This is a genomic window from Streptomyces sp. NPDC021012 (assembly GCF_044333355.1).
Classification (GTDB): Bacteria; Actinomycetota; Actinomycetes; order Streptomycetales; family Streptomycetaceae; genus Streptomyces.
Genome location: NZ_JBIRQU010000012.1, coordinates 130,282 through 146,524, shown reverse-complemented (window position 1 = coordinate 146,524; position 16,243 = coordinate 130,282). Strand labels below are relative to the sequence as shown.

Annotated in this window: 16 protein-coding genes; 13 read left to right on the top strand and 3 right to left on the bottom strand. The window is 72.9% G+C overall.

The window, feature by feature from the left end:
* From rfbB to ACH4TP_RS31925, 5 genes are all read left to right on the top strand, one after another.
* Window positions 1-1,002: a dTDP-glucose 4,6-dehydratase gene (gene rfbB / locus ACH4TP_RS31945; protein ID WP_389234804.1), complete on the top strand. Its 1,002-nt coding sequence runs from the start codon at window positions 1-3 to the stop codon at window positions 1,000-1,002.
* Between the two features lie 114 nt (window positions 1,003-1,116).
* Window positions 1,117-1,374 carry a hypothetical protein gene (locus ACH4TP_RS31940; protein WP_389234801.1) on the top strand — a complete coding sequence of 86 codons (258 nt, stop codon included), beginning with the start codon at window positions 1,117-1,119 and terminating at the stop codon, window positions 1,372-1,374.
* Window positions 1,371-3,659: a TOMM precursor leader peptide-binding protein gene (locus ACH4TP_RS31935; protein WP_398439874.1), complete on the top strand. Its 2,289-nt coding sequence runs from the start codon at window positions 1,371-1,373 to the stop codon at window positions 3,657-3,659. The genes ACH4TP_RS31940 and ACH4TP_RS31935 overlap by 4 nt, the downstream gene beginning before the upstream one ends.
* A gap of 312 nt (window positions 3,660-3,971) precedes the next feature.
* Complete coding sequence (locus ACH4TP_RS31930) at window positions 3,972-5,135, top strand: sensor histidine kinase (RefSeq protein ID WP_398439873.1); 1,164 nt, start codon at window positions 3,972-3,974, stop codon at window positions 5,133-5,135.
* 106 nt (window positions 5,136-5,241) lie between these two features.
* Complete coding sequence (locus ACH4TP_RS31925; RefSeq protein WP_389234793.1) at window positions 5,242-5,850, top strand: response regulator transcription factor; 609 nt, start codon at window positions 5,242-5,244, stop codon at window positions 5,848-5,850.
* Window positions 5,851-5,855: 5 nt separating this feature from the next.
* On the opposite strand, the gene ACH4TP_RS31920 is transcribed toward ACH4TP_RS31925, so the two are convergent.
* From ACH4TP_RS31920 to ACH4TP_RS31910, 3 genes are all read right to left on the bottom strand, one after another.
* Window positions 5,856-6,485 carry an NADH oxidase gene (locus ACH4TP_RS31920; RefSeq protein WP_389234790.1) on the bottom strand — a complete coding sequence of 210 codons (630 nt, stop codon included), beginning with the start codon at window positions 6,483-6,485 and terminating at the stop codon, window positions 5,856-5,858.
* Between the two features lie 760 nt (window positions 6,486-7,245).
* A complete protein-coding gene (locus ACH4TP_RS31915; protein WP_398439872.1) occupies window positions 7,246-8,172 on the bottom strand; it encodes an alpha/beta hydrolase in 927 nt (308 codons plus the stop codon).
* A gap of 87 nt (window positions 8,173-8,259) precedes the next feature.
* Window positions 8,260-8,730, bottom strand: a complete 471-nt coding sequence (locus tag ACH4TP_RS31910; protein ID WP_398439871.1) for a nuclear transport factor 2 family protein — start codon at window positions 8,728-8,730, stop codon at window positions 8,260-8,262.
* 295 nt (window positions 8,731-9,025) lie between these two features.
* On the opposite strand from ACH4TP_RS31910, the gene ACH4TP_RS31905 reads away from it, so the two are divergent.
* The 8 genes from ACH4TP_RS31905 to pheA are packed head-to-tail and all read left to right on the top strand — an operon-like array spanning window position 9,026 to window position 15,979.
* Window positions 9,026-10,630 carry an AMP-binding protein gene (locus ACH4TP_RS31905; RefSeq protein ID WP_389234782.1) on the top strand — a complete coding sequence of 535 codons (1,605 nt, stop codon included), beginning with the start codon at window positions 9,026-9,028 and terminating at the stop codon, window positions 10,628-10,630.
* Between the two features lie 9 nt (window positions 10,631-10,639).
* Complete coding sequence (locus ACH4TP_RS31900; RefSeq protein WP_389234780.1) at window positions 10,640-12,193, top strand: phenylalanine aminomutase (D-beta-phenylalanine forming); 1,554 nt, start codon at window positions 10,640-10,642, stop codon at window positions 12,191-12,193.
* A gap of 35 nt (window positions 12,194-12,228) precedes the next feature.
* Entirely contained in the window at window positions 12,229-12,609 is a 381-nt protein-coding gene (locus ACH4TP_RS31895) for a hypothetical protein (RefSeq protein ID WP_398439870.1), read from the top strand.
* Complete coding sequence (locus ACH4TP_RS31890) at window positions 12,602-13,084, top strand: 3-hydroxyacyl-ACP dehydratase FabZ family protein (protein WP_398439869.1); 483 nt, start codon at window positions 12,602-12,604, stop codon at window positions 13,082-13,084. Before ACH4TP_RS31895 ends, ACH4TP_RS31890 begins: the two co-directional genes overlap by 8 nt.
* 22 nt (window positions 13,085-13,106) lie before the next feature.
* Window positions 13,107-13,352, top strand: coding sequence for an acyl carrier protein (locus tag ACH4TP_RS31885; RefSeq protein ID WP_389234771.1), 246 nt, complete (start codon window positions 13,107-13,109; stop codon window positions 13,350-13,352).
* Window positions 13,353-13,410: 58 nt separating this feature from the next.
* Entirely contained in the window at window positions 13,411-13,851 is a 441-nt protein-coding gene (gene aroH, locus ACH4TP_RS31880) for a chorismate mutase (RefSeq protein ID WP_389234768.1), read from the top strand.
* Between the two features lie 11 nt (window positions 13,852-13,862).
* Window positions 13,863-15,083 carry a 3-deoxy-7-phosphoheptulonate synthase gene (locus ACH4TP_RS31875; protein WP_389234995.1) on the top strand — a complete coding sequence of 407 codons (1,221 nt, stop codon included), beginning with the start codon at window positions 13,863-13,865 and terminating at the stop codon, window positions 15,081-15,083.
* 23 nt (window positions 15,084-15,106) lie between these two features.
* A complete protein-coding gene (pheA, locus tag ACH4TP_RS31870) occupies window positions 15,107-15,979 on the top strand; it encodes a prephenate dehydratase (protein ID WP_398190534.1) in 873 nt (290 codons plus the stop codon).
* Window positions 15,980-16,243 lie beyond the last annotated feature (264 nt).

The following is a 16,243-nucleotide window of genomic DNA, read 5'->3' as shown; positions in this document are numbered from 1 at the left end:
ATGACCACTCGTGTTCTGGTGACCGGTGGGGCCGGTTTCATCGGCTCGCACTACGTGCGGACGGTGCTGGGCCCCGACGGTCCGGGGGACGTGTCGATCACCGTCCTGGACAAGCTGACGTACGCGGGCAATCCCGCCAACCTCGACGAGGTGCGGGCGCACCCGGACTTCTCCTTCGTGCAGGGCGACATCTGCGATCCGGAGCTGGTCGACAAGCTGATGGCCGAGCACGCCCAGGTGGTGCACTTCGCGGCGGAGTCGCACGTGGACCGGTCGATCGACGGGGGTGCGGAGTTCGTGCGGACCAATGTGGTCGGCACGCACACGCTCGTCGACGCGGCGCACCGGGCGGGGGTGGAGGTGTTCGTGCACGTGTCGACGGACGAGGTGTACGGGTCGATCGAGGAGGGTTCGTGGCCCGAGACCGATCCGCTGAGCCCGAACTCGCCGTACTCCTCCTCGAAGGCGTCGAGCGATCTGATCGCGCTGTCGTACCACCGGACGCACGGTCTGGACGTGCGGGTGACCCGCTGTTCGAACAATTACGGTCATCATCATTTTCCGGAGAAGCTGATTCCCCGGTTCGTGACCCGGCTGCTGGACGGCGGGAAGGTGCCGCTGTACGGCGACGGCGGCCATGTCCGGGACTGGCTGCACATCGACGACCATGTGCAGGGCATCGAGCTGGTGCGCACCCGGGGCCGGGCCGGTGAGGTCTACAACATCGGGGGCGGCACGGAGCTGTCGAACCGGGAGCTGACCGCGATGCTGCTCGCCGCGTGCGGGGCGAGCTGGGAGGAGAGCGTGGAGTACGTCGCGGACCGCAAGGGCCACGACCGGCGTTACTCGGTGGACTGCACGAAGATCCGCCAGGAGCTGGGGTACAAGCCGCGCAGGGGTTTCGAGGAGGGGCTGGCCGAGACCGTGCGGTGGTACCGGGACAATCGGGCCTGGTGGGAGCCGCTGAAGGAGGCGGCCGACGGAGGTGGCGCCTCCGGTTGAGTGAGAACTTCACCCGCCTCCGGTGAAGGCGACACTGTGCGCGACCTGACTGACTCGCGAAGAATCCCGGCCATTGGAGCACAACGCCGACCCCGTCAGTGAGGATCATCTCCGATGAGTCACGCCAGTGCCATCGCCACTCTCCCGGCACGCCTCACCGAGGCAGTTCCCGCACGTCCGCTCCTCGTGGTCGAACGCACCGACCACACCTTCGGCTCCACGGTGCTGTTCACGCTGTGCGCCGGTCCCGTCCCCGCGGCGCCGGGCGTCGCGGCGTTCACCCTGTGCGCCGGTCCGCCCCCCGCGAGCCTGTCCCCCGTCCCGGTCTCCGCGTCCGTCGAGGGTGATGCGGTCGCGGGGGCCTGGATATGACCTCTGAGCCGTCCCTTCCCTGGAAATCCGCACGGGCCGCGCTGCGCGACGGTTCGGCCCTGGTGGGTTTCCGGCGTCACCTGCGGCCGGCGACCGTGCCGGGCGAGGCGACGTACCTGGTCTCCCGCCAGGGCGTGACCACCCTGCACGGTGTCCTGGCCGACGTGCTGGTGCCGCTGCTCGACGGGTCCCGCTCGGTCGCCGAGGTCCTGCGCGCCGCCTCGCCCGCGCTGAGCGCCGAGGAGACCGAGGACGGGCTGCGGCTGCTCAGCGAGGCGGGGCTGCTGCGCTTTCGCCACCCGGCCCTGGCGGCGGGCACCGACCCGGTCGCCGAGGCGTACTGGGACCTGGCCGGCCTGGACGGGGCCCGGGCCGCGGCGGGCCTGGACGGCTCCCGGCTGCGGATCCTGCCGCTGGGCGACGTGGACGCCGCGCCGGTGCTCGCGGCGAGCGTGGAGTCGGGCCTGAGCGTGACCGAGTCGGACAGCGACCTGACGCTGGTGCTGTGCGACGACTACCTCTCCCCCGAGCTGGAGCGGGTCGACGCCGAGCACCGGGCGGCGGGCCGGCCGTGGCTGCTGACCCGGCTGTGCGGCTACGAGCCGTGGATCGGCCCGTTCTTCCGGCCCGGCGAGGGGCCGTGCTGGTCGTGCCTGGCCTACCGGCTGGAGCAGCACCGCGGGTACGAGGGGCCGCTGCAGCAGGCCCTGGGCCTGGACCGTCCGCTGGTGCGGCCGATCGCCTCGCTGTCGGCCGGGCGGGTGATGGCGGCGCAGAGCGCGGTGCTGGAGGCGGCCAAGTGGCTGGCCGGGCTGCGCTACGGCGACCAGGGGGCGCTGCGCACGGTGGACACCCTGAACCTGCGCACCCGGGTCCACGCGGTGTCCCGGATCCCCCAGTGCCCCTCCTGCGGCGAGCCGGGGCTGCTCGAGCGGCGGGTGCTGGCGCCGTTCGTGCCGGTGTCGCGGACCAAGGCCGGGCAGGGCGGCGGCGACCGGGCGCTCAGCCCCGACCAGCTGCTCAGACAACATGCGCACCTGGTCAGTCCGATCACCGGGATCGTGCCGGTCCTCGAACCCTCCCCCGGTGCGCCGGAGTTCGCCACCACCTATGTGTCGGGGCACAACCTGGCGATGCGCGAGCGCGGTCCGGCGGGCCTGCGGTCGCAGAGCGGCGGCAAGGGCCTGACCGACACCGAGGCCCGTACCAGCGCCCTGTGCGAGGCGGTGGAGCGCTACTGCGGCACCCGGCACGGTGACGAGCCGGTGGTGGTGGACACCCTGCGGGCGCTGGGCGAGCAGGCCCTGCACCCCAACGCCTGCCAGCTGTACGCCGAGGAGCAGTTCCGGGACCGGGCGCGGTGGAACCGGTCGGGCTCGCCGTTCCATTACGTGCCCGAGCCCTTCGACGAGCGGCGGCCGGTGGAGTGGACGCCGGTGTGGTCGCTGACCGGGCAGCGCCGGCGGCTGCTGCCGACCTCGATGCTCTACTTCTGCGCCAGTCCCGGCGAGCCGGGGCCGTACGCCGACTCCAACGGCAACGCGGCCGGCAGCAGCCCGGAGGACGCCCTGCTGCAGGGGTTCATGGAGCTGGTGGAGCGCGACGCGGTCGCCCTGTGGTGGTACAACCGCACCCGGCAGCCGGGGATCGACCTGGACTCCTTCGGCGAGCCGTACATCGGGCGGCTGCGCGAGGGGTACCGCCGGATGGGCCGGGAGCTGTGGGCGCTGGATCTGACCTCGGACTTCGGGATTCCGGCGATCGTGGCGGTGTCCCGGCGCACCCAGGGTCCCAGCGAGGACATCGTCTTCGGTTTCGGCGCGCACTTCGACCCGGCGGTCGCGCTGCGCCGGGCGCTGACCGAGACGGGGCAGCTGCTGCCGGCCGTGAGCCGGGAGCGGCCCGGCGGCGGGTACGGCATCACCGACGCGCTGCCGGTGCGCTGGTGGCAGCAGGCGACTATCGCCAACCAGCCCTATCTGGTGCCGGATCCGGCCGTCAGGCCGCGGACTCCCGGTGACTGGCAGCACGTGGTGCGCGACGATCTGCTCGACGACGTCGAGGCCGTCACCCGGCTGGTGGCCGCCAAGGGCATGGAGCTGCTGGTGCTCGACCAGACCCGGCCGGACGTGGGCCTGCCGGTGGTCAAGGTGATCGTGCCGGGGATGCGGCACTTCTGGGCGCGGTACGCGCCGGGCCGGCTGTTCGACGTGCCGGTCGCGCTCGGGCGGCTGCCCGGGCCCACCCCGTACGAGAACCTCAACCCGATCCCGTTGTTCGTGTGACCCGGGCCGTGCGGGCGGCCGGCGCGCCTCCCTTCCCGGGGCGGGCCGGCCGCCCGCAGGGCTGTCCGCCCCCTTGCGGACCAGCGCCGACGCCGTCGGCGGGGCGACGGCCCGGGGACACACCCGGTCCTGTGGATCATCACCGGCCATTCAGCCAACCTGCTTAGAATGTGGCCCTGTTGTTCGAATTGTCATCGAGCCACGAGGGGAGCTGGGAGACAAGAGATGGACGGCACCGGTCCGGACAGGTCCCCATTACCTGCCAGCCCGTCGCAGGACTACGGGAGCGTCGCCACGAGAACCGCCCGGGGGGTGCTGCTGGCCGCGTTGGCCTGTTATCTGGGCATCACGCTCCTCAACATCCTTTCCCTGTCGCTCGGCGCGTACGGCCTGGCCCGTGCGGTGGCCTGTCTGCTGCTGGTGTTCCTGCTGCAGCTGGTGCACTCCTCGCCCAACATGTCCCGGGCGAGGCTGCGCACCAGGGTGCTCACGCTGTCCGCCCAAGGGGTGCTGTCGTACCTGCCGTTGGTGTGGTTCGGGGCGTTCTGGGGGGCGATGGCCGGGTTCTTCGCCGGCTCGCTGCTGCTGCTGCTGCGGCCGGCGGCGGGCTGGACGCTGTACGGGCTGACGGCGCTGAGCATGGTGGTGCCCGGGGTGGTGTACGACCGGGACGTCGTCGACACGGTGTACCTGGTGCAGACGACGGCGCTGACGGGTCTGGTGGTGTACGGCCTGAGCCGGCTGACCAGTCTGGTCGACCAGTTGCACAAGGCGCGGGCCGACCTGGCCCGGCTGGCGGTGAGCAACGAGCAGTTGCGGTTCTCCCGCGATCTGCACGATCTGCTCGGCTACAGCCTGTCGGCGGTGACGCTGAAGAGCGAGCTGATCAGGCGGCTGATTCCGGCCAACCCGCACCGGGCGTGCGAGGAGGTCGACGAGGTGCTGGACATCTCCCGGCAGGCCCTGGCCGATGTGCGCAGGGTCGCCAGCGGCTACCGGGAGATGTCGCTGCTGTCCGAACTGACCTCCGCGGAGTCGGTGCTGGCCGCCGCGGACGTCGAGGTGACGGTGGAGGTCCAGGACGGCATCGAGGGGCTGGGGCTGGTGACGTCCACCGTGCTGGCCACGGTGCTGCGGGAGGGCGTGACCAATCTGCTGCGGCACTCCAAGGCCTCGCGGTGCTGGATCTCCGCCCGCGTCGAGGACGACACGGTGCGTCTGGCGATCGTCAACGACGGTCTGGTCGGCTCCCATCTGCGCTCGCCGCACAGCGGCAGCGGCCTGGGCAATCTGGAGCGGCGCCTGGAGGACATCGGCGGCCGGCTGGTGGCGCAGCGGCTGCCCGACGCCTCCGACACGGACCTGTTCCGGCTCACCGCCGAGACACCGCTGGGCCGGGCGCGGGCCGAGGAGCCGCCCGCGGACGTGCTGATGAACAAAGGACGGGGCTACGGCCGCACGGAGGACGTAGCGTAGGCGCCCGCGGCCGGTGTCCGGCCGTCGAGGTGACGCCGGCGGCCCGGGCCGCGGCGGCGGGATCCGGCAAGATTTCTGGTACGGGGAAGAACGGTGGACGGCGACGATGATTCGGATCCTGCTGGCCGAAGACATGCACATGGTCCGTGGCGCGCTGGTGGCCCTGCTCAATCTGGAGGACGACCTGGAGGTGGTCGCCGAGCTGGAGCGCGGTGACCAGATCCTGGGGCGGGCGCGCGAGCACCGGCCGGACGTGGCCATCATCGACATCGACCTGCCCGGGATGGACGGGCTGAGCGCGGCCGAGCTGCTGCACGAGCGGCTGCCCGAGTGCAAGACGCTGATCCTGACCAGTCTGGGCCGGCCCGGGACGCTGCGCCGGGCGATGTCGGCGCACGTGTCGGGTTTCCTGCTCAAGGACGCGCCGCCCAGCGATCTGGCCCAGGCGGTGCGCCGGGTGGTGACCGGCCAGCGGGTGATCGACCCTCAGCTGGCGCTGGCGGCCTGGGGCGGCACCGAGAGCCCGCTGACCATACGGGAGACCGAGGTGCTGCAGATGGCCGCGCAGGGCTCGGAGCCGCAGGAGATGGCCGCGCAGCTGCACCTGTCGGTGGGCACGGTGCGCAACTACCTCACCACGGTGGTGGCGAAGCTGAACGCCCGCAACCGGGTCGACGCCATCCGCATCGCCCGGGAGTCGGGCTGGCTGCTGTAGGGCGCTCAGCCCGCCGGCACGGTCATGCCGGCCCCCGCCAGGTGGCCCAGGATGGCCAGGGTCAGTTCGGCGGGCAGCGGGGCCACGTCGACCAGGGCGTCGGGGGTGGTGGGCCAGGCCAGCAGGGACACCACCCACATCGCCTCGGGCCGGTGGATCTCCACCCGGTGCTGCAGGCTGCGGCATTCCAGCAGGAAGGCGTTGCCCCGCACCGTGATGGTCACGTCGGTCCGCAGCCGCACCCGGCGCTGTGCGGGCACCATGGCCGGCGCGAAGCGGGCGGTGCGGGCGGCGGGCACCACGGAGAGCACCGGGCCCTTGAGGTCTTCCAGCGACAGCGTGCGGATCACCAGGTGGGAGATGCTGCGCAGCACCGACAGCACCGTGGTGTAGCCGTCCTGTCCGGCGGGCGCCTCGTCCTTGGGCTGGAGCAGGTTCGCGAGCCGGATGGGGCCCAGTTCCATCCGGTGCAGGGCCTCGGTCACCACGGTCGCGGGGGCCTCGATGCGCTCGGTGCCCTGCGGGCCGCTGAGCACCAGGGCCTGGCCCTCCTCGTCCCAGCCCACCGCCGTGTCCTCGCACAGGGACCACAGGTGGTGCAGGCGCAGGGGGGAGTCTTCCGGGGGCGGGATCACCGACAGCACACCTCCTGGGGGTAACGGGAGCCGACCGAAAGGCTGGCTCCTCCCCCGCGGACTCGCTCGCGCCTCAGTATGAATGCGCTTGCCGTGCCTTCAGCAGCGATGGACTCACACCGAAAACGTGAGGAAATCATGGGCCGTGGCCGCGCCCGCCGTGGTTCCGGCGGTCGGGACGCCGATCAGCCACCGGCCCGGCGCCGCCGGGCCGGTGGGGGCACCGGGGTGACCGGGGCCGGGCCCTGGTCGGGGCGAGGGCGTCGCCGGTGGCGAGGGCGCCACCGTACCGTCCCTGCGCGCCGGCGGGCACCGGCGCGTGGCGAGGCCCCCCGCCGGGGGGCCTCGCCCCGGGTCTCGCCGGGGGGGGTGAACAGCGCTGCGACGGCCCGCGGTTGGTCCCGCGGTGCGCCGGTGGCGTCCGGGGGCGGGGTGGGGCTGCCGGCTTCGCCGCGGCTGACGGCGGCGTGGGCCGTGCGCGGTCCGTTGGGCGGCCGCGCGGGCCGGGCGCGTGCTTCCGGGCCGTGCCGGGGGGCGGCGGCGCGCGGGGGTGGCGGTGCCGGGGCCGTCACAGCCGGGCGGCGAATCGGAAGATCGCGAACCGGGCGCGCTTCCAGAGCCTTGCCATGGTGTCTCCCTGGTCGGTCGGGCGACGGCGGCGGGGGTCGCCGGGTCGCGTCGGGGCCTTGGGGCTCATGGTGGGGCACCGGGGCGGTCGGGGGGCTGGAGTGCGGCTGGAGCGGCGGTGGACGGGCAGGTCCTAGGCCGCGGGCCGGGCGCGGGTGGGGCGGGTCGGGGTGTCCTGGTGGGCCTGCAGGCACTGTTCGAAGAAGGCCAGGGCGCGCAGGTGGTAGCCGCGGGCGGCGCGGCCGAGGCTGATGTTGTGGCCGGCGCCCGGCTGGCGTTCGATCTGCAGGACGGGCGCCTTGGACAGGCGGGCGGCCAGGTCCGCCAGGTCGGGCTCGTCGTGCAGCCACCAGGCCTCGTGTTCGGCGAAGGTCAGCCGCAGCGGGAGGTCGACGCGGGGGGCGAGGTCGTCGAACATGTCCGGCCACCGTTCCACTTCGGCTGCCTCGCGGGGCGGGATGGGGGCGACCAGGTGCTCGGCGGCGCGGAAGGTGCCGGGCGGGTAGAGGCCGAGGGGGCCCCAGTTGCGTTCCCAGTCCAGGTGGCGGCGCAGCCGGTGGCGTTCGCGCGGTGCGACGCCGTAGCGGTGGCCGATGCCGGAGGCGTCCAGGGCCAGCAGCCCGGGGGTGCGGGCGACGGTGGTCAGGGCGAGTTTGCCGCCGTAGGAGTGGGCCAGCAGCATGAAGCCGCGGCCGACGGTGTGGCCTTGGGCGAAGGCGTCCAGGGCGGCGGTCAGGACCGCGGCCTGCTCCTCCAGGGTCAGGCCGTCGGGCGCCTGGGCGGCGGAGTGGCCGTAGCCGGGGCGGTCCAGGGCCAGCACGGTGAAGCCGAGGCGGGCGCCCAGGGTGAGCAGGGACAGGTCGGGGTGGGCCTGCCCGTCGAAGTAGCCCGCCCGCATCCCGCCGCCGTGGACGGCGACGACGGTCGCCCTGGGCGGCGCTTCGGCGGGTTCGGCCAGCAGGCCGGACAGGGTCAGGCCCGCGGCCTCCAGCAGCATCGGGCGTACGCCGGCCGAGTGGGTCTGCGGCGGGGCCGTGCGGCCCGTCCGGGACGCGCTCATGGTGGTGGTGGTCCTTGTCGGTCGGCGGCGGTGGGGGCCTGCTGCCGGGGTGCCCGCGTCGGTGCGCCCCGGCGCCCGGGGGGTGGTTCAGGCGAGCTGGCGGGCGAAGGTGGCCATGTCGAAGTAGAGGGTCTCGTCGATCAGGACGTCGCCGTCGAAGTGGAAGAAGACGGCGACGGGGGCCTCGACGGTCTTGCCGCGGTTGGGGATGCCGCGCCAGTCGGCCTCCTGCTTGGCGCGCATCTGCGCCTCCAGGATGACGGCGGTGGGCGTGTGGTGGACGTGGAACAGGTCGTGCTCGGGGTGGGGGAAGGCGCGCTGCAGTTCGGCGAAGTAGCCCTTCTTGATGGCCTCCTCGCCGATGAAGGGGCTCTCCTCGTAGGCCATGACCCGGTAGACGCCGCCGCGCGGGAAGGTGGCGAGGACGCCGTCGATGTCCCAGGCGGACTCGGCGATGGTGTGCTCCGCGACGACCGCCTCGCGCCTCTTGCGCAGTTCGGCGTCGGGCTGCGGCAGGTCCGCGCCGGGCAGCTGGAACGCGTGCTCCTCGGTGGCCATGGGGTTCTCCTTCAGACATCGGCTGGTTCGGGTACGGACCGGGACGCTAGGGCGCCGTCCTCGGCTGTCCCTCGTGAAGCGGTGGAGCGGGCGGGCGGGGGCGGCGGGCGGCCGGATCTGTTCCCCGCGGCCGTGCGTGTGCGGGGCGCCGACCTGCCGGTACACCGCCGCTCAAGACCCGCTCCAGTCGCACGCCCATCGCGGTGCCCCAGGGTGTGGTGCCAAGGCCCCGAAGCGACACGGCGGCACCGGCGGCTTCGCTCGCCGCCGTCACTCAACTGACAAGGGAGACGTTATGGAACGCCCGCGTCCTTCGGCGGACAATCTCTACGGGCTGCTCATGGGGCCCGCGTCCGTCACTCCGGACAGGCCGGCGGTGGTGGAGGCGGACGGCGAGGGAGTGCTGCGTGAGATCTCCTACGGTCGTCTGGACGCGCTGACCCGGCAGTACGCGGCCGTTTTGGACGGTCTGGGTCTGGATGTGGGCGACCGGGTGATCGTCGAGGCGGACACCTCGGCGGCGTCGGTGGCGATGCTGCTGGCCTGCTCGATGCTGGGCCTGCCGTTCGTGACGGTCAGCCCGCAGACCCCCGACACCCGGCTTGCGTCGATCGTCGAGGCGGTCGAGCCCGCGCTGCATGCCCGGGCCGGCCAGCTGGCGCGCCGGGAGCGGGTGGCGGCGGAGGGCAGTGCGCACTTCGGCCCGGGCGGCCTGGTGGTGGAGCGTCCGCCGGCGCGCCGCGTGAGGCGGCGCCGTCAGGTGCTGGCCACGGACACCGCGTACATCGTCTTCACCTCCGGGTCGACCGGGCGTCCCAAGGGCGTGGTGATGAGCCACCGCTCGATCGTGACGTTCCTGCGGGCGATGCTGCAGGACCGGCTGGCCGGTGTCGGGGAGCGGGTGGCGAGCACTTCGCCGCTGCAGTTCGACTTCGCGCTGTTCGGGATCGGGGTGGCGCTCAGCAGTGGCGGCACGCTCGTGCCCGTGCGGCGGGAGGATCTCGGCTCGCCGCGGCGCATGATCGGTTTCCTGCGGGACGCGCGCGTCACCCAGGTGCACGGCGTTCCCTCGCTGTGGCGTCCGGTGCTGCGGCACGACCCGGACCTGCTCAAGGAGCTGGGAACGGTGAGCTCGGTGGTGTTCGCGGGTGAGGAGTTCCCGCTGCCCGAGCTGCGCCGGCTGCAGGAGATGCTGCCCGGTGCCCGGCTGGTCAACGGGTACGGGGCGACGGAGTCGATGGCCGCCTCGTTCACCGAGGTGCCCGATCCGCTGCCGGCCGGTACGGAGCGGCTGTCGATCGGGCATGCGCATGCGGGGGCGGAGATGACCCTGGTGGACGAGAGGGGCCGGGTGGTCACCGAGCCGGGCCGGATCGGGGAGATCTACCTGCGTACCCCGGCGCTGTTCACCGGCTACTGGAACGATCCCGAGGCCACGGCCCGAGTGCTGGTGGACGATCCGGTCGAGCCGCGGCACGGGCAGAAGGTGCTGCGCACCGGCGACCTGGCCCGGCTGGGCGCGGACGGGGAGCTGTCGTTCGTGGGCCGCTCCGACTTCCAGGTCCAGATCCACGGCAACCGGGTGGAACTGGGCGAGATCGAGGGCACCTTGACCCGGATCGCCGGGGTGAGCTCGGCCGCGGCCGTGCTGGTGCCGCGCGCGGGTGACCAGGTGCTGGCGGCGGCCGTCGTCCTGGACGGGCCCCAGAGGCAGCTCGACGTTGCGGCGGCGCTCGCGTTCTGCGCGCGGGAGCTGCCCGCCTACATGGTGCCCCGCTCGGTGTACACCGTGCCGGAGCTTCCGCTGACCGAGAACGGCAAGGTCGACCGTGCCTTGCTCACGCAGACGCTGGCCTCCGCGCGGGGGGCTTCGGATCTACGACACGCTACGAACGCTTAGGAGCCACACGTGACTTACACCCTGTCCATCGGCCGGCGGGTTCCCCTGACCGATGTCGCCTCGACCGCGGTGGCGGCCGAGGACGTGGCCATCGACGACACGGTGCGCGCCCGCGTGCAGACCTCGCGGAGCACGCTGGAGAAGTTCGTCGCCGAGGAGCGGGTCATCTACGGCGTCAACACCAGCATGGGCGGGTTCGTCAACTACCTGGTGCCGGTGACGATGGCCCGGCAGCTGCAGGAGAACCTGCTCAACGCGGTGGCGACCAATGTGGGCGACCATCTGGACGACACCACGGTCCGCGCGATCATGACCTCCAGGATCGTGTCGCTGTCGCGCGGCAACTCGGCCATCTCGATGGCGAACCTGGACAAGCTGATCGCGATACGCAACTCGGGTGTCGTGCCGTGCGTGCCGGAGAAGGGTTCGCTGGGCACCAGTGGCGACCTGGGGCCGCTGGCCGCGATCGCCCTGGTGTGCATCGGGCAGTGGAAGGCCCGGCTGGACGGTGAGGTGCTGCCGGGCGCCGAGGCGCTGCGGCGGGTGGGCATCGAGCCGATGGAGCTGAGCTTCAAGGAGGGCCTGGCGCTGATCAACGGCACCTCCGGCATGGTGGGTCTGGGCAGTTTGAACATCGCCCGCGCCAAGCGGCTGCTGCAGAGCTACCTGCTGATCTCGGCGCTGTCGGTGGAGGGCCTGGCCGGCAAGACCAAGCCGTTCGACCCGCGGGTGCATGCGCTCAAGCCGCACAAGGGCCAGCAGCAGGTCGCCCGGTTCCTGTGGGAGACGCTGGCCGATTCCACGCTGGCGGTCGACGAGCTGGACACCGAGCACCTTTTGTCGGGCGAGATGGGCGACACCGCCAAGGCGGGGTCGAAGTCCATCGAGGACGCCTACTCGGTGCGGTGCACGCCGCAGATCCTGGGGCCGGTGGTGGACAGCCTCGCCTCGATCGAGCAGACCGTGGAGGACGAGCTGAACTCCTCCAACGACAACCCGCTGATCGACCCGGACGAGGAGGAGGTGTTCCACAACGGGCACTTCCACGGGCAGTACGTGGCCATGGCGATGGACCACCTGGCGATCTCGCTGACCACGCTGATGAACCTGTCCAACCGGCGCATCGACCGGTACCTCGACAAGAGCAACAGCGAGGGCCTGCCGGCGTTCTTGTGCAACGAGAACCCGGGCCTGCGGCTGGGTCTGATGGGCGGCCAGTTCATGACGGCGTCGCTGACCGCGGAGACCCGCGCGAAGTGCATGCCGATGTCCATCCAGTCGCTGACCTCGACCGGCGACTTCCAGGACATCGTGTCCTTCGGTTTCGTCGCGGCCCGCCGGGCGGCGGAGGTGCTGCAGAACGTGGCCTACGTGGTGGCCTTCGAGCTGCTGTGCGCGGCGCAGGCCGTCGACATCCGGGGCACCGAGGGGCTGTCGCCGGCGACGCGCCGGCTGTACGAGCAGGTGCGGGAGGTGGTGCCGTACCTGGACCACGACGTGACGATCACCGACTACGTCGAGGAGCTCGCGGCGCGGCTGCTGTCCGAGCCGGGCCTGGGCTGAGGCGTCCGGTGGCCCTTTCCTCGCAGGCAGCGAAGGTGTTCGACGCGCTGGACGGTGCGCCGCTGGTCGAGCGGGACTCCACGGGCACCGGTGTCACGGTGCGGGTGCCCGTGGAGCGGGCCGCCGCGCAGATGGCCGGCCACTATCCGGGCTTCCCGATCTTTCCGGGGGTGCTGCTGGTCGACTGCGTGCGCCAGGCGGCCGCCGCGGCGCTGGGTGCGCCCCTGCGGCTGTGCCGGATCGACCGGGCCCGCTTCGCCCGGCCGCTGTTCGAGGGCGACGAGCTGGAGCTGTCGCTGCGGATGACAGCCGGGGCGGACGGCGAGGTGGCGGTGCGGGCCCGCGGGGTGCGCTCCGACGGGCAGCCGGCGGCGGAGCTGTCCCTGACGCTGGGTGCGGTGGTGGCCGATGCTTGATCACGCCCAGGTGCGCGCCCGGCTGCGGCAGCGTCCTCCGATGCTGCTGCTCGACACGGTGCGGGAGTTCTCGCCGCCCGACGCGCTGGTGGCCACCAAGGCCGTCACCGGCGGGGAGGACTGCTACCGGGACATGGCCCAGGGGGCCGGCATCGACGGCTTCGCCTATCCGGCGGTGCTGCTTCTGGAGTCGTTCGGGCAGGCGGTGTCGCTGCTGTGGTCGCTGGCCGAGCTGGGCCCGGCCGAGGAGGTCCCGCTGATGGTGGGCATCCGCGGCCTGGTCTACGGCGCGCCGGCGCTGCCCGGAGACGTCCTGGAACACCACGTACGGCTTTCCCACCATTCCGGCGGGGTGGGCGAGTTCACCGGCCAGACGCGCACGGCGGACGGCCGCACGGTGGTGAGCGTCGGTTCGATGCTCGTCGTCTCGCGCCCTTCCGCCACCCTGCTCCCCTCCCCCACCGATTCCGTTTGACCCCTTTATCGAAGGACGGCAGATGAACAGCACCGACCACTCGATCCTCGGCCTTCGCGCGATCGTCGCGGAGATCCTGGCCCTGGGCGTGGAGGAGATCGACGACCGCGCGGACCTGTTCGACGAGTACCAGGCCGACTCGCTCAACCTCATCGAGATCGTCGCGCAGGTGGAGAAGCAGTACCGGGTGGCGCTGCCGCTGGAGGAGCTGCCCGGGGCGCGGACCGTCTTCGCGCTGCACGAGCTGCTGACCCGGCAGGCGGCCTGACCGCCCGGCCGCACCGGCCCCCCTCTTTTTTCTCCTCGCAGACCTCAGGAGCCAGCCAGTGACGACCCCGACCCGTCAGGTGATCGAGCCGGGCGCTCTCGCGGTGCGTGCCGTGCGCGGTGCCACCCAGGTCGCCTCCGACGATCCCGCGCTCATCGAGCAGGCCACTACCGAACTCCTCGGCGAGATCCTTCGGCGCAACGATCTGAGCGACGCGGACCTGATCAGCATCGTGTTCACCACCACCCACGACCTGCGCTCCGCCTTCCCGGCGGCCGCGGCCAGGAAGCTGGGCCTGACCGATGTGCCGCTGCTGTGCACCGCCGAGATCGCGGTGCCCGGCTCGCTGCACCGCGTCATCCGGATCCTGGCGCACGTGCACAGCCCGCGGCCCCGCTACGCCATGCACCACGTGTATCTGGGTGGCGCCTCCGCGCTGCGCCCCGACCTGGGTGCCCCGCCCCCGGGAACTGACTCCCCTCTGCCCCAAGGAGCATGACCATGTCCGCGATGCCTCTCGCGTCTCTTGTTCGTGACCGCGATCTGCGGCCGGCGGCGGCCGGCGCGGTCGCCCCGGGCCTGCTGGTCGCTGCGGAGCAGCAGCCCGTGTGGGCGGATTCGGGGCGGGCGGCCGCCGTGCGGGCGGAGCTCGCCGCCCGGCCCGGCCTGGTGGGCTGGGAGGAGGTGCAGATGCTGCGCATGCTGATGGCCGAGGCGGCCGCCGGCACCTACCAGGTCATCCAGGCCGGGGACTGCGCGGAGGACCCCGCCGAGTGCTCGCCGCGGGCGGTGAACCGCAAGATCGGTCTGATCGACGCGCTGGCGGGCGTCATGAAGATCAACACCGGTAAGCCGGTCATCCGGATCGGCCGGATCGCCGGGCAGTTCGCCAAGCCGCGCAGCTCCCCCACCGAGGTCGTCGACGGCGTGGAACTGCCGGTCTACCGGGGGCATCTGGTCAACGGTCCGGCCGCCACGCTGGAGGAGCGGCGGGCGGACGCGGAGCGGATGCTGGCGTGCTACGAGGCGGCGGATGAGGCCACCACGCTGCTGCGGCAGCGCACCGGGGCCTGGATGCCGCCGACCGGGGCGCCGGTGTGGACCAGTCACGAGGCGCTGGTTTTGGACTACGAGCGGCCGCTGCTGCGCCGGGGCGCGGGCGGGCAGAGCTATCTGTCCTCCACGCACCTGCCGTGGATCGGGGAACGCACCCGTGATCCGCAGGGCTCGCACGTGGCGCTGCTGGCGCAGGTGGCCAACCCGGTGGCCTGCAAGGTCGGGCCGGGCATGGCGGCGGCGGAGCTGGTGGAGCTGTGCGGCCGGCTGGATGCGGGCCGGGAGCCGGGCCGGCTGACGCTGATCGCGCGGATGGGGGTGGGGCAGGTCGCCGAGCGGCTGCCGGCGCTGGTGGCGGCGGTGCGGGAGGCCGGGCATCCGGTGTCCTGGCTGTGCGACCCGATGCACGGCAACACGGTCAAGACGCCCGCCGGGGTCAAGACCCGGTCGGTGCAGACCGTCATCGAGGAGGTGGTGGCCTTCCAGCAGGCGGTCGACGCGGCCGGCGGGATCGCGGCCGGCCTGCACCTGGAGACCACGCCGGACGACGTGACCGAGTGCGTCTGGAGCCAGGCGCAGTCGGCCGATGTCGCCACCCGGTACACCACGCTGTGCGATCCGCGGCTCAACCCCCGGCAGGCCGTCGCCGTCGCCGGGGCCTGGAGTGCGCTCTGACCGGTCGAGCCGGGAGGTATCCCTTGAAGTCCATCGCCTATCTGGGGCCGTCCGGCTCGTTCACCGAGGCGGCCCTGAGCGGGCTGGAGGTGCCGCCGGAGGCGGCGGTGCCCTATCCGACGGTCCGGCAGGCGCTCGACGCGGTGCGCCGGGGTGAGGCGGCGGCCTGTGTGATCCCGTGGGAGAACTCGGTGGAGGGGTCGGTCACCGAGTCCGTCGACTCGCTGACCGCCGGGCGGGACCTGTGCATCGTGGGCGAGACGCTGCTGCGGGTGGAGTTCGCGCTGGCCGTGCCGCCCGCCGGGTCGCTGGCCTCGGTACGGCAGGTGCTGACGCATCCGGTCGCGCTGGCGCAGTGCCGGACCTGGCTCAACGAGCATCTGCCGGGGGTGGAGGTGGTGACCGCCGGCTCCACCGCGCAGGCCGCGCAGAAGGTCGGCGCCGCCGGTGTGCCCGAGCGGGCCGCGATCGCCTCGCCGGCCACGCTGCGCCGCTACGGCCTTGAGGTCCTGGCCTGCGGCATCGGCGACCGGCGCGATGCGGTGACCCGGTTCGTGAAGGTGGCCCGGCCCCACACCGGCGTGCTGCCCACCGGGGTCGACCGCACCAGTCTGGTGGTGCCGCTGGCCGACCAGATGCAGCACCTGCACACCGTCCTGGAGGAGTTCGCCCGCTCCGCCGTGCCGCTGACCGCGGTCCTCTCACGCCCCGGCGGCTTCGGCCTGGGCACGTACTCCTTCCTGCTGGAGTGCGAGGGCCACGTCGACGACCCCTCCCTGGGCCCGGTCGTCGCCGCCCTGGCCCGGCGCCACGCCGCCTTCGTCCTGGGCAGCTATCCCCGCGCCGACCTCAGCCGGCTCGTCCCGGCCGGGGCGCACCCGCCCGGGCCGGCTTGAGCCCGCCCGGACCGGTGTGAACCCGTCCGGCCGGCATGGACCGCCCCGGCCGGGGTACGCCTGGCCGGTCGGGGTACGTCCGGCCTGCCGGGGTGGGCCCGCCCTGCCGGGGTGGGCCCGCCCCGCCCGGGTGAGCCGGCCCTGCCGGCCGGGATGACCCGGCCGGGCGAGCCCCCCTTTGCCGGGTACACCCGCCCCGCCGGGGTGAGCCTGCCCGGCCGGGATACGCCGGCCCTGCCGGGGTACGCCCGGCCGGGACGAACC

Bases quoted from the DNA above. Each gene is read 5' to 3' on its own strand.
- rfbB (WP_389234804.1), top strand. From the start codon at position 1: ATGACCACTCGTGTTCTGGTGACCGGTGGGGCCGGTTTCATCGGCTCG.
- ACH4TP_RS31940 (WP_389234801.1), top strand. From the start codon at position 1,117: ATGAGTCACGCCAGTGCCATCGCCACTCTCCCGGCACGCCTCACCGAG.
- ACH4TP_RS31935 (WP_398439874.1), top strand. From the start codon at position 1,371: ATGACCTCTGAGCCGTCCCTTCCCTGGAAATCCGCACGGGCCGCGCTG.
- ACH4TP_RS31925 (WP_389234793.1), top strand. From the start codon at position 5,242: ATGATTCGGATCCTGCTGGCCGAAGACATGCACATGGTCCGTGGCGCG.
- ACH4TP_RS31915 (WP_398439872.1), bottom strand. From the start codon at position 8,172: ATGAGCGCGTCCCGGACGGGCCGCACGGCCCCGCCGCAGACCCACTCG.
- ACH4TP_RS31910 (WP_398439871.1), bottom strand. From the start codon at position 8,730: ATGGCCACCGAGGAGCACGCGTTCCAGCTGCCCGGCGCGGACCTGCCG.
- ACH4TP_RS31905 (WP_389234782.1), top strand. From the start codon at position 9,026: ATGGAACGCCCGCGTCCTTCGGCGGACAATCTCTACGGGCTGCTCATG.
- ACH4TP_RS31890 (WP_398439869.1), top strand. From the start codon at position 12,602: ATGCTTGATCACGCCCAGGTGCGCGCCCGGCTGCGGCAGCGTCCTCCG.
- ACH4TP_RS31885 (WP_389234771.1), top strand. From the start codon at position 13,107: ATGAACAGCACCGACCACTCGATCCTCGGCCTTCGCGCGATCGTCGCG.
- ACH4TP_RS31875 (WP_389234995.1), top strand. From the start codon at position 13,863: ATGCCTCTCGCGTCTCTTGTTCGTGACCGCGATCTGCGGCCGGCGGCG.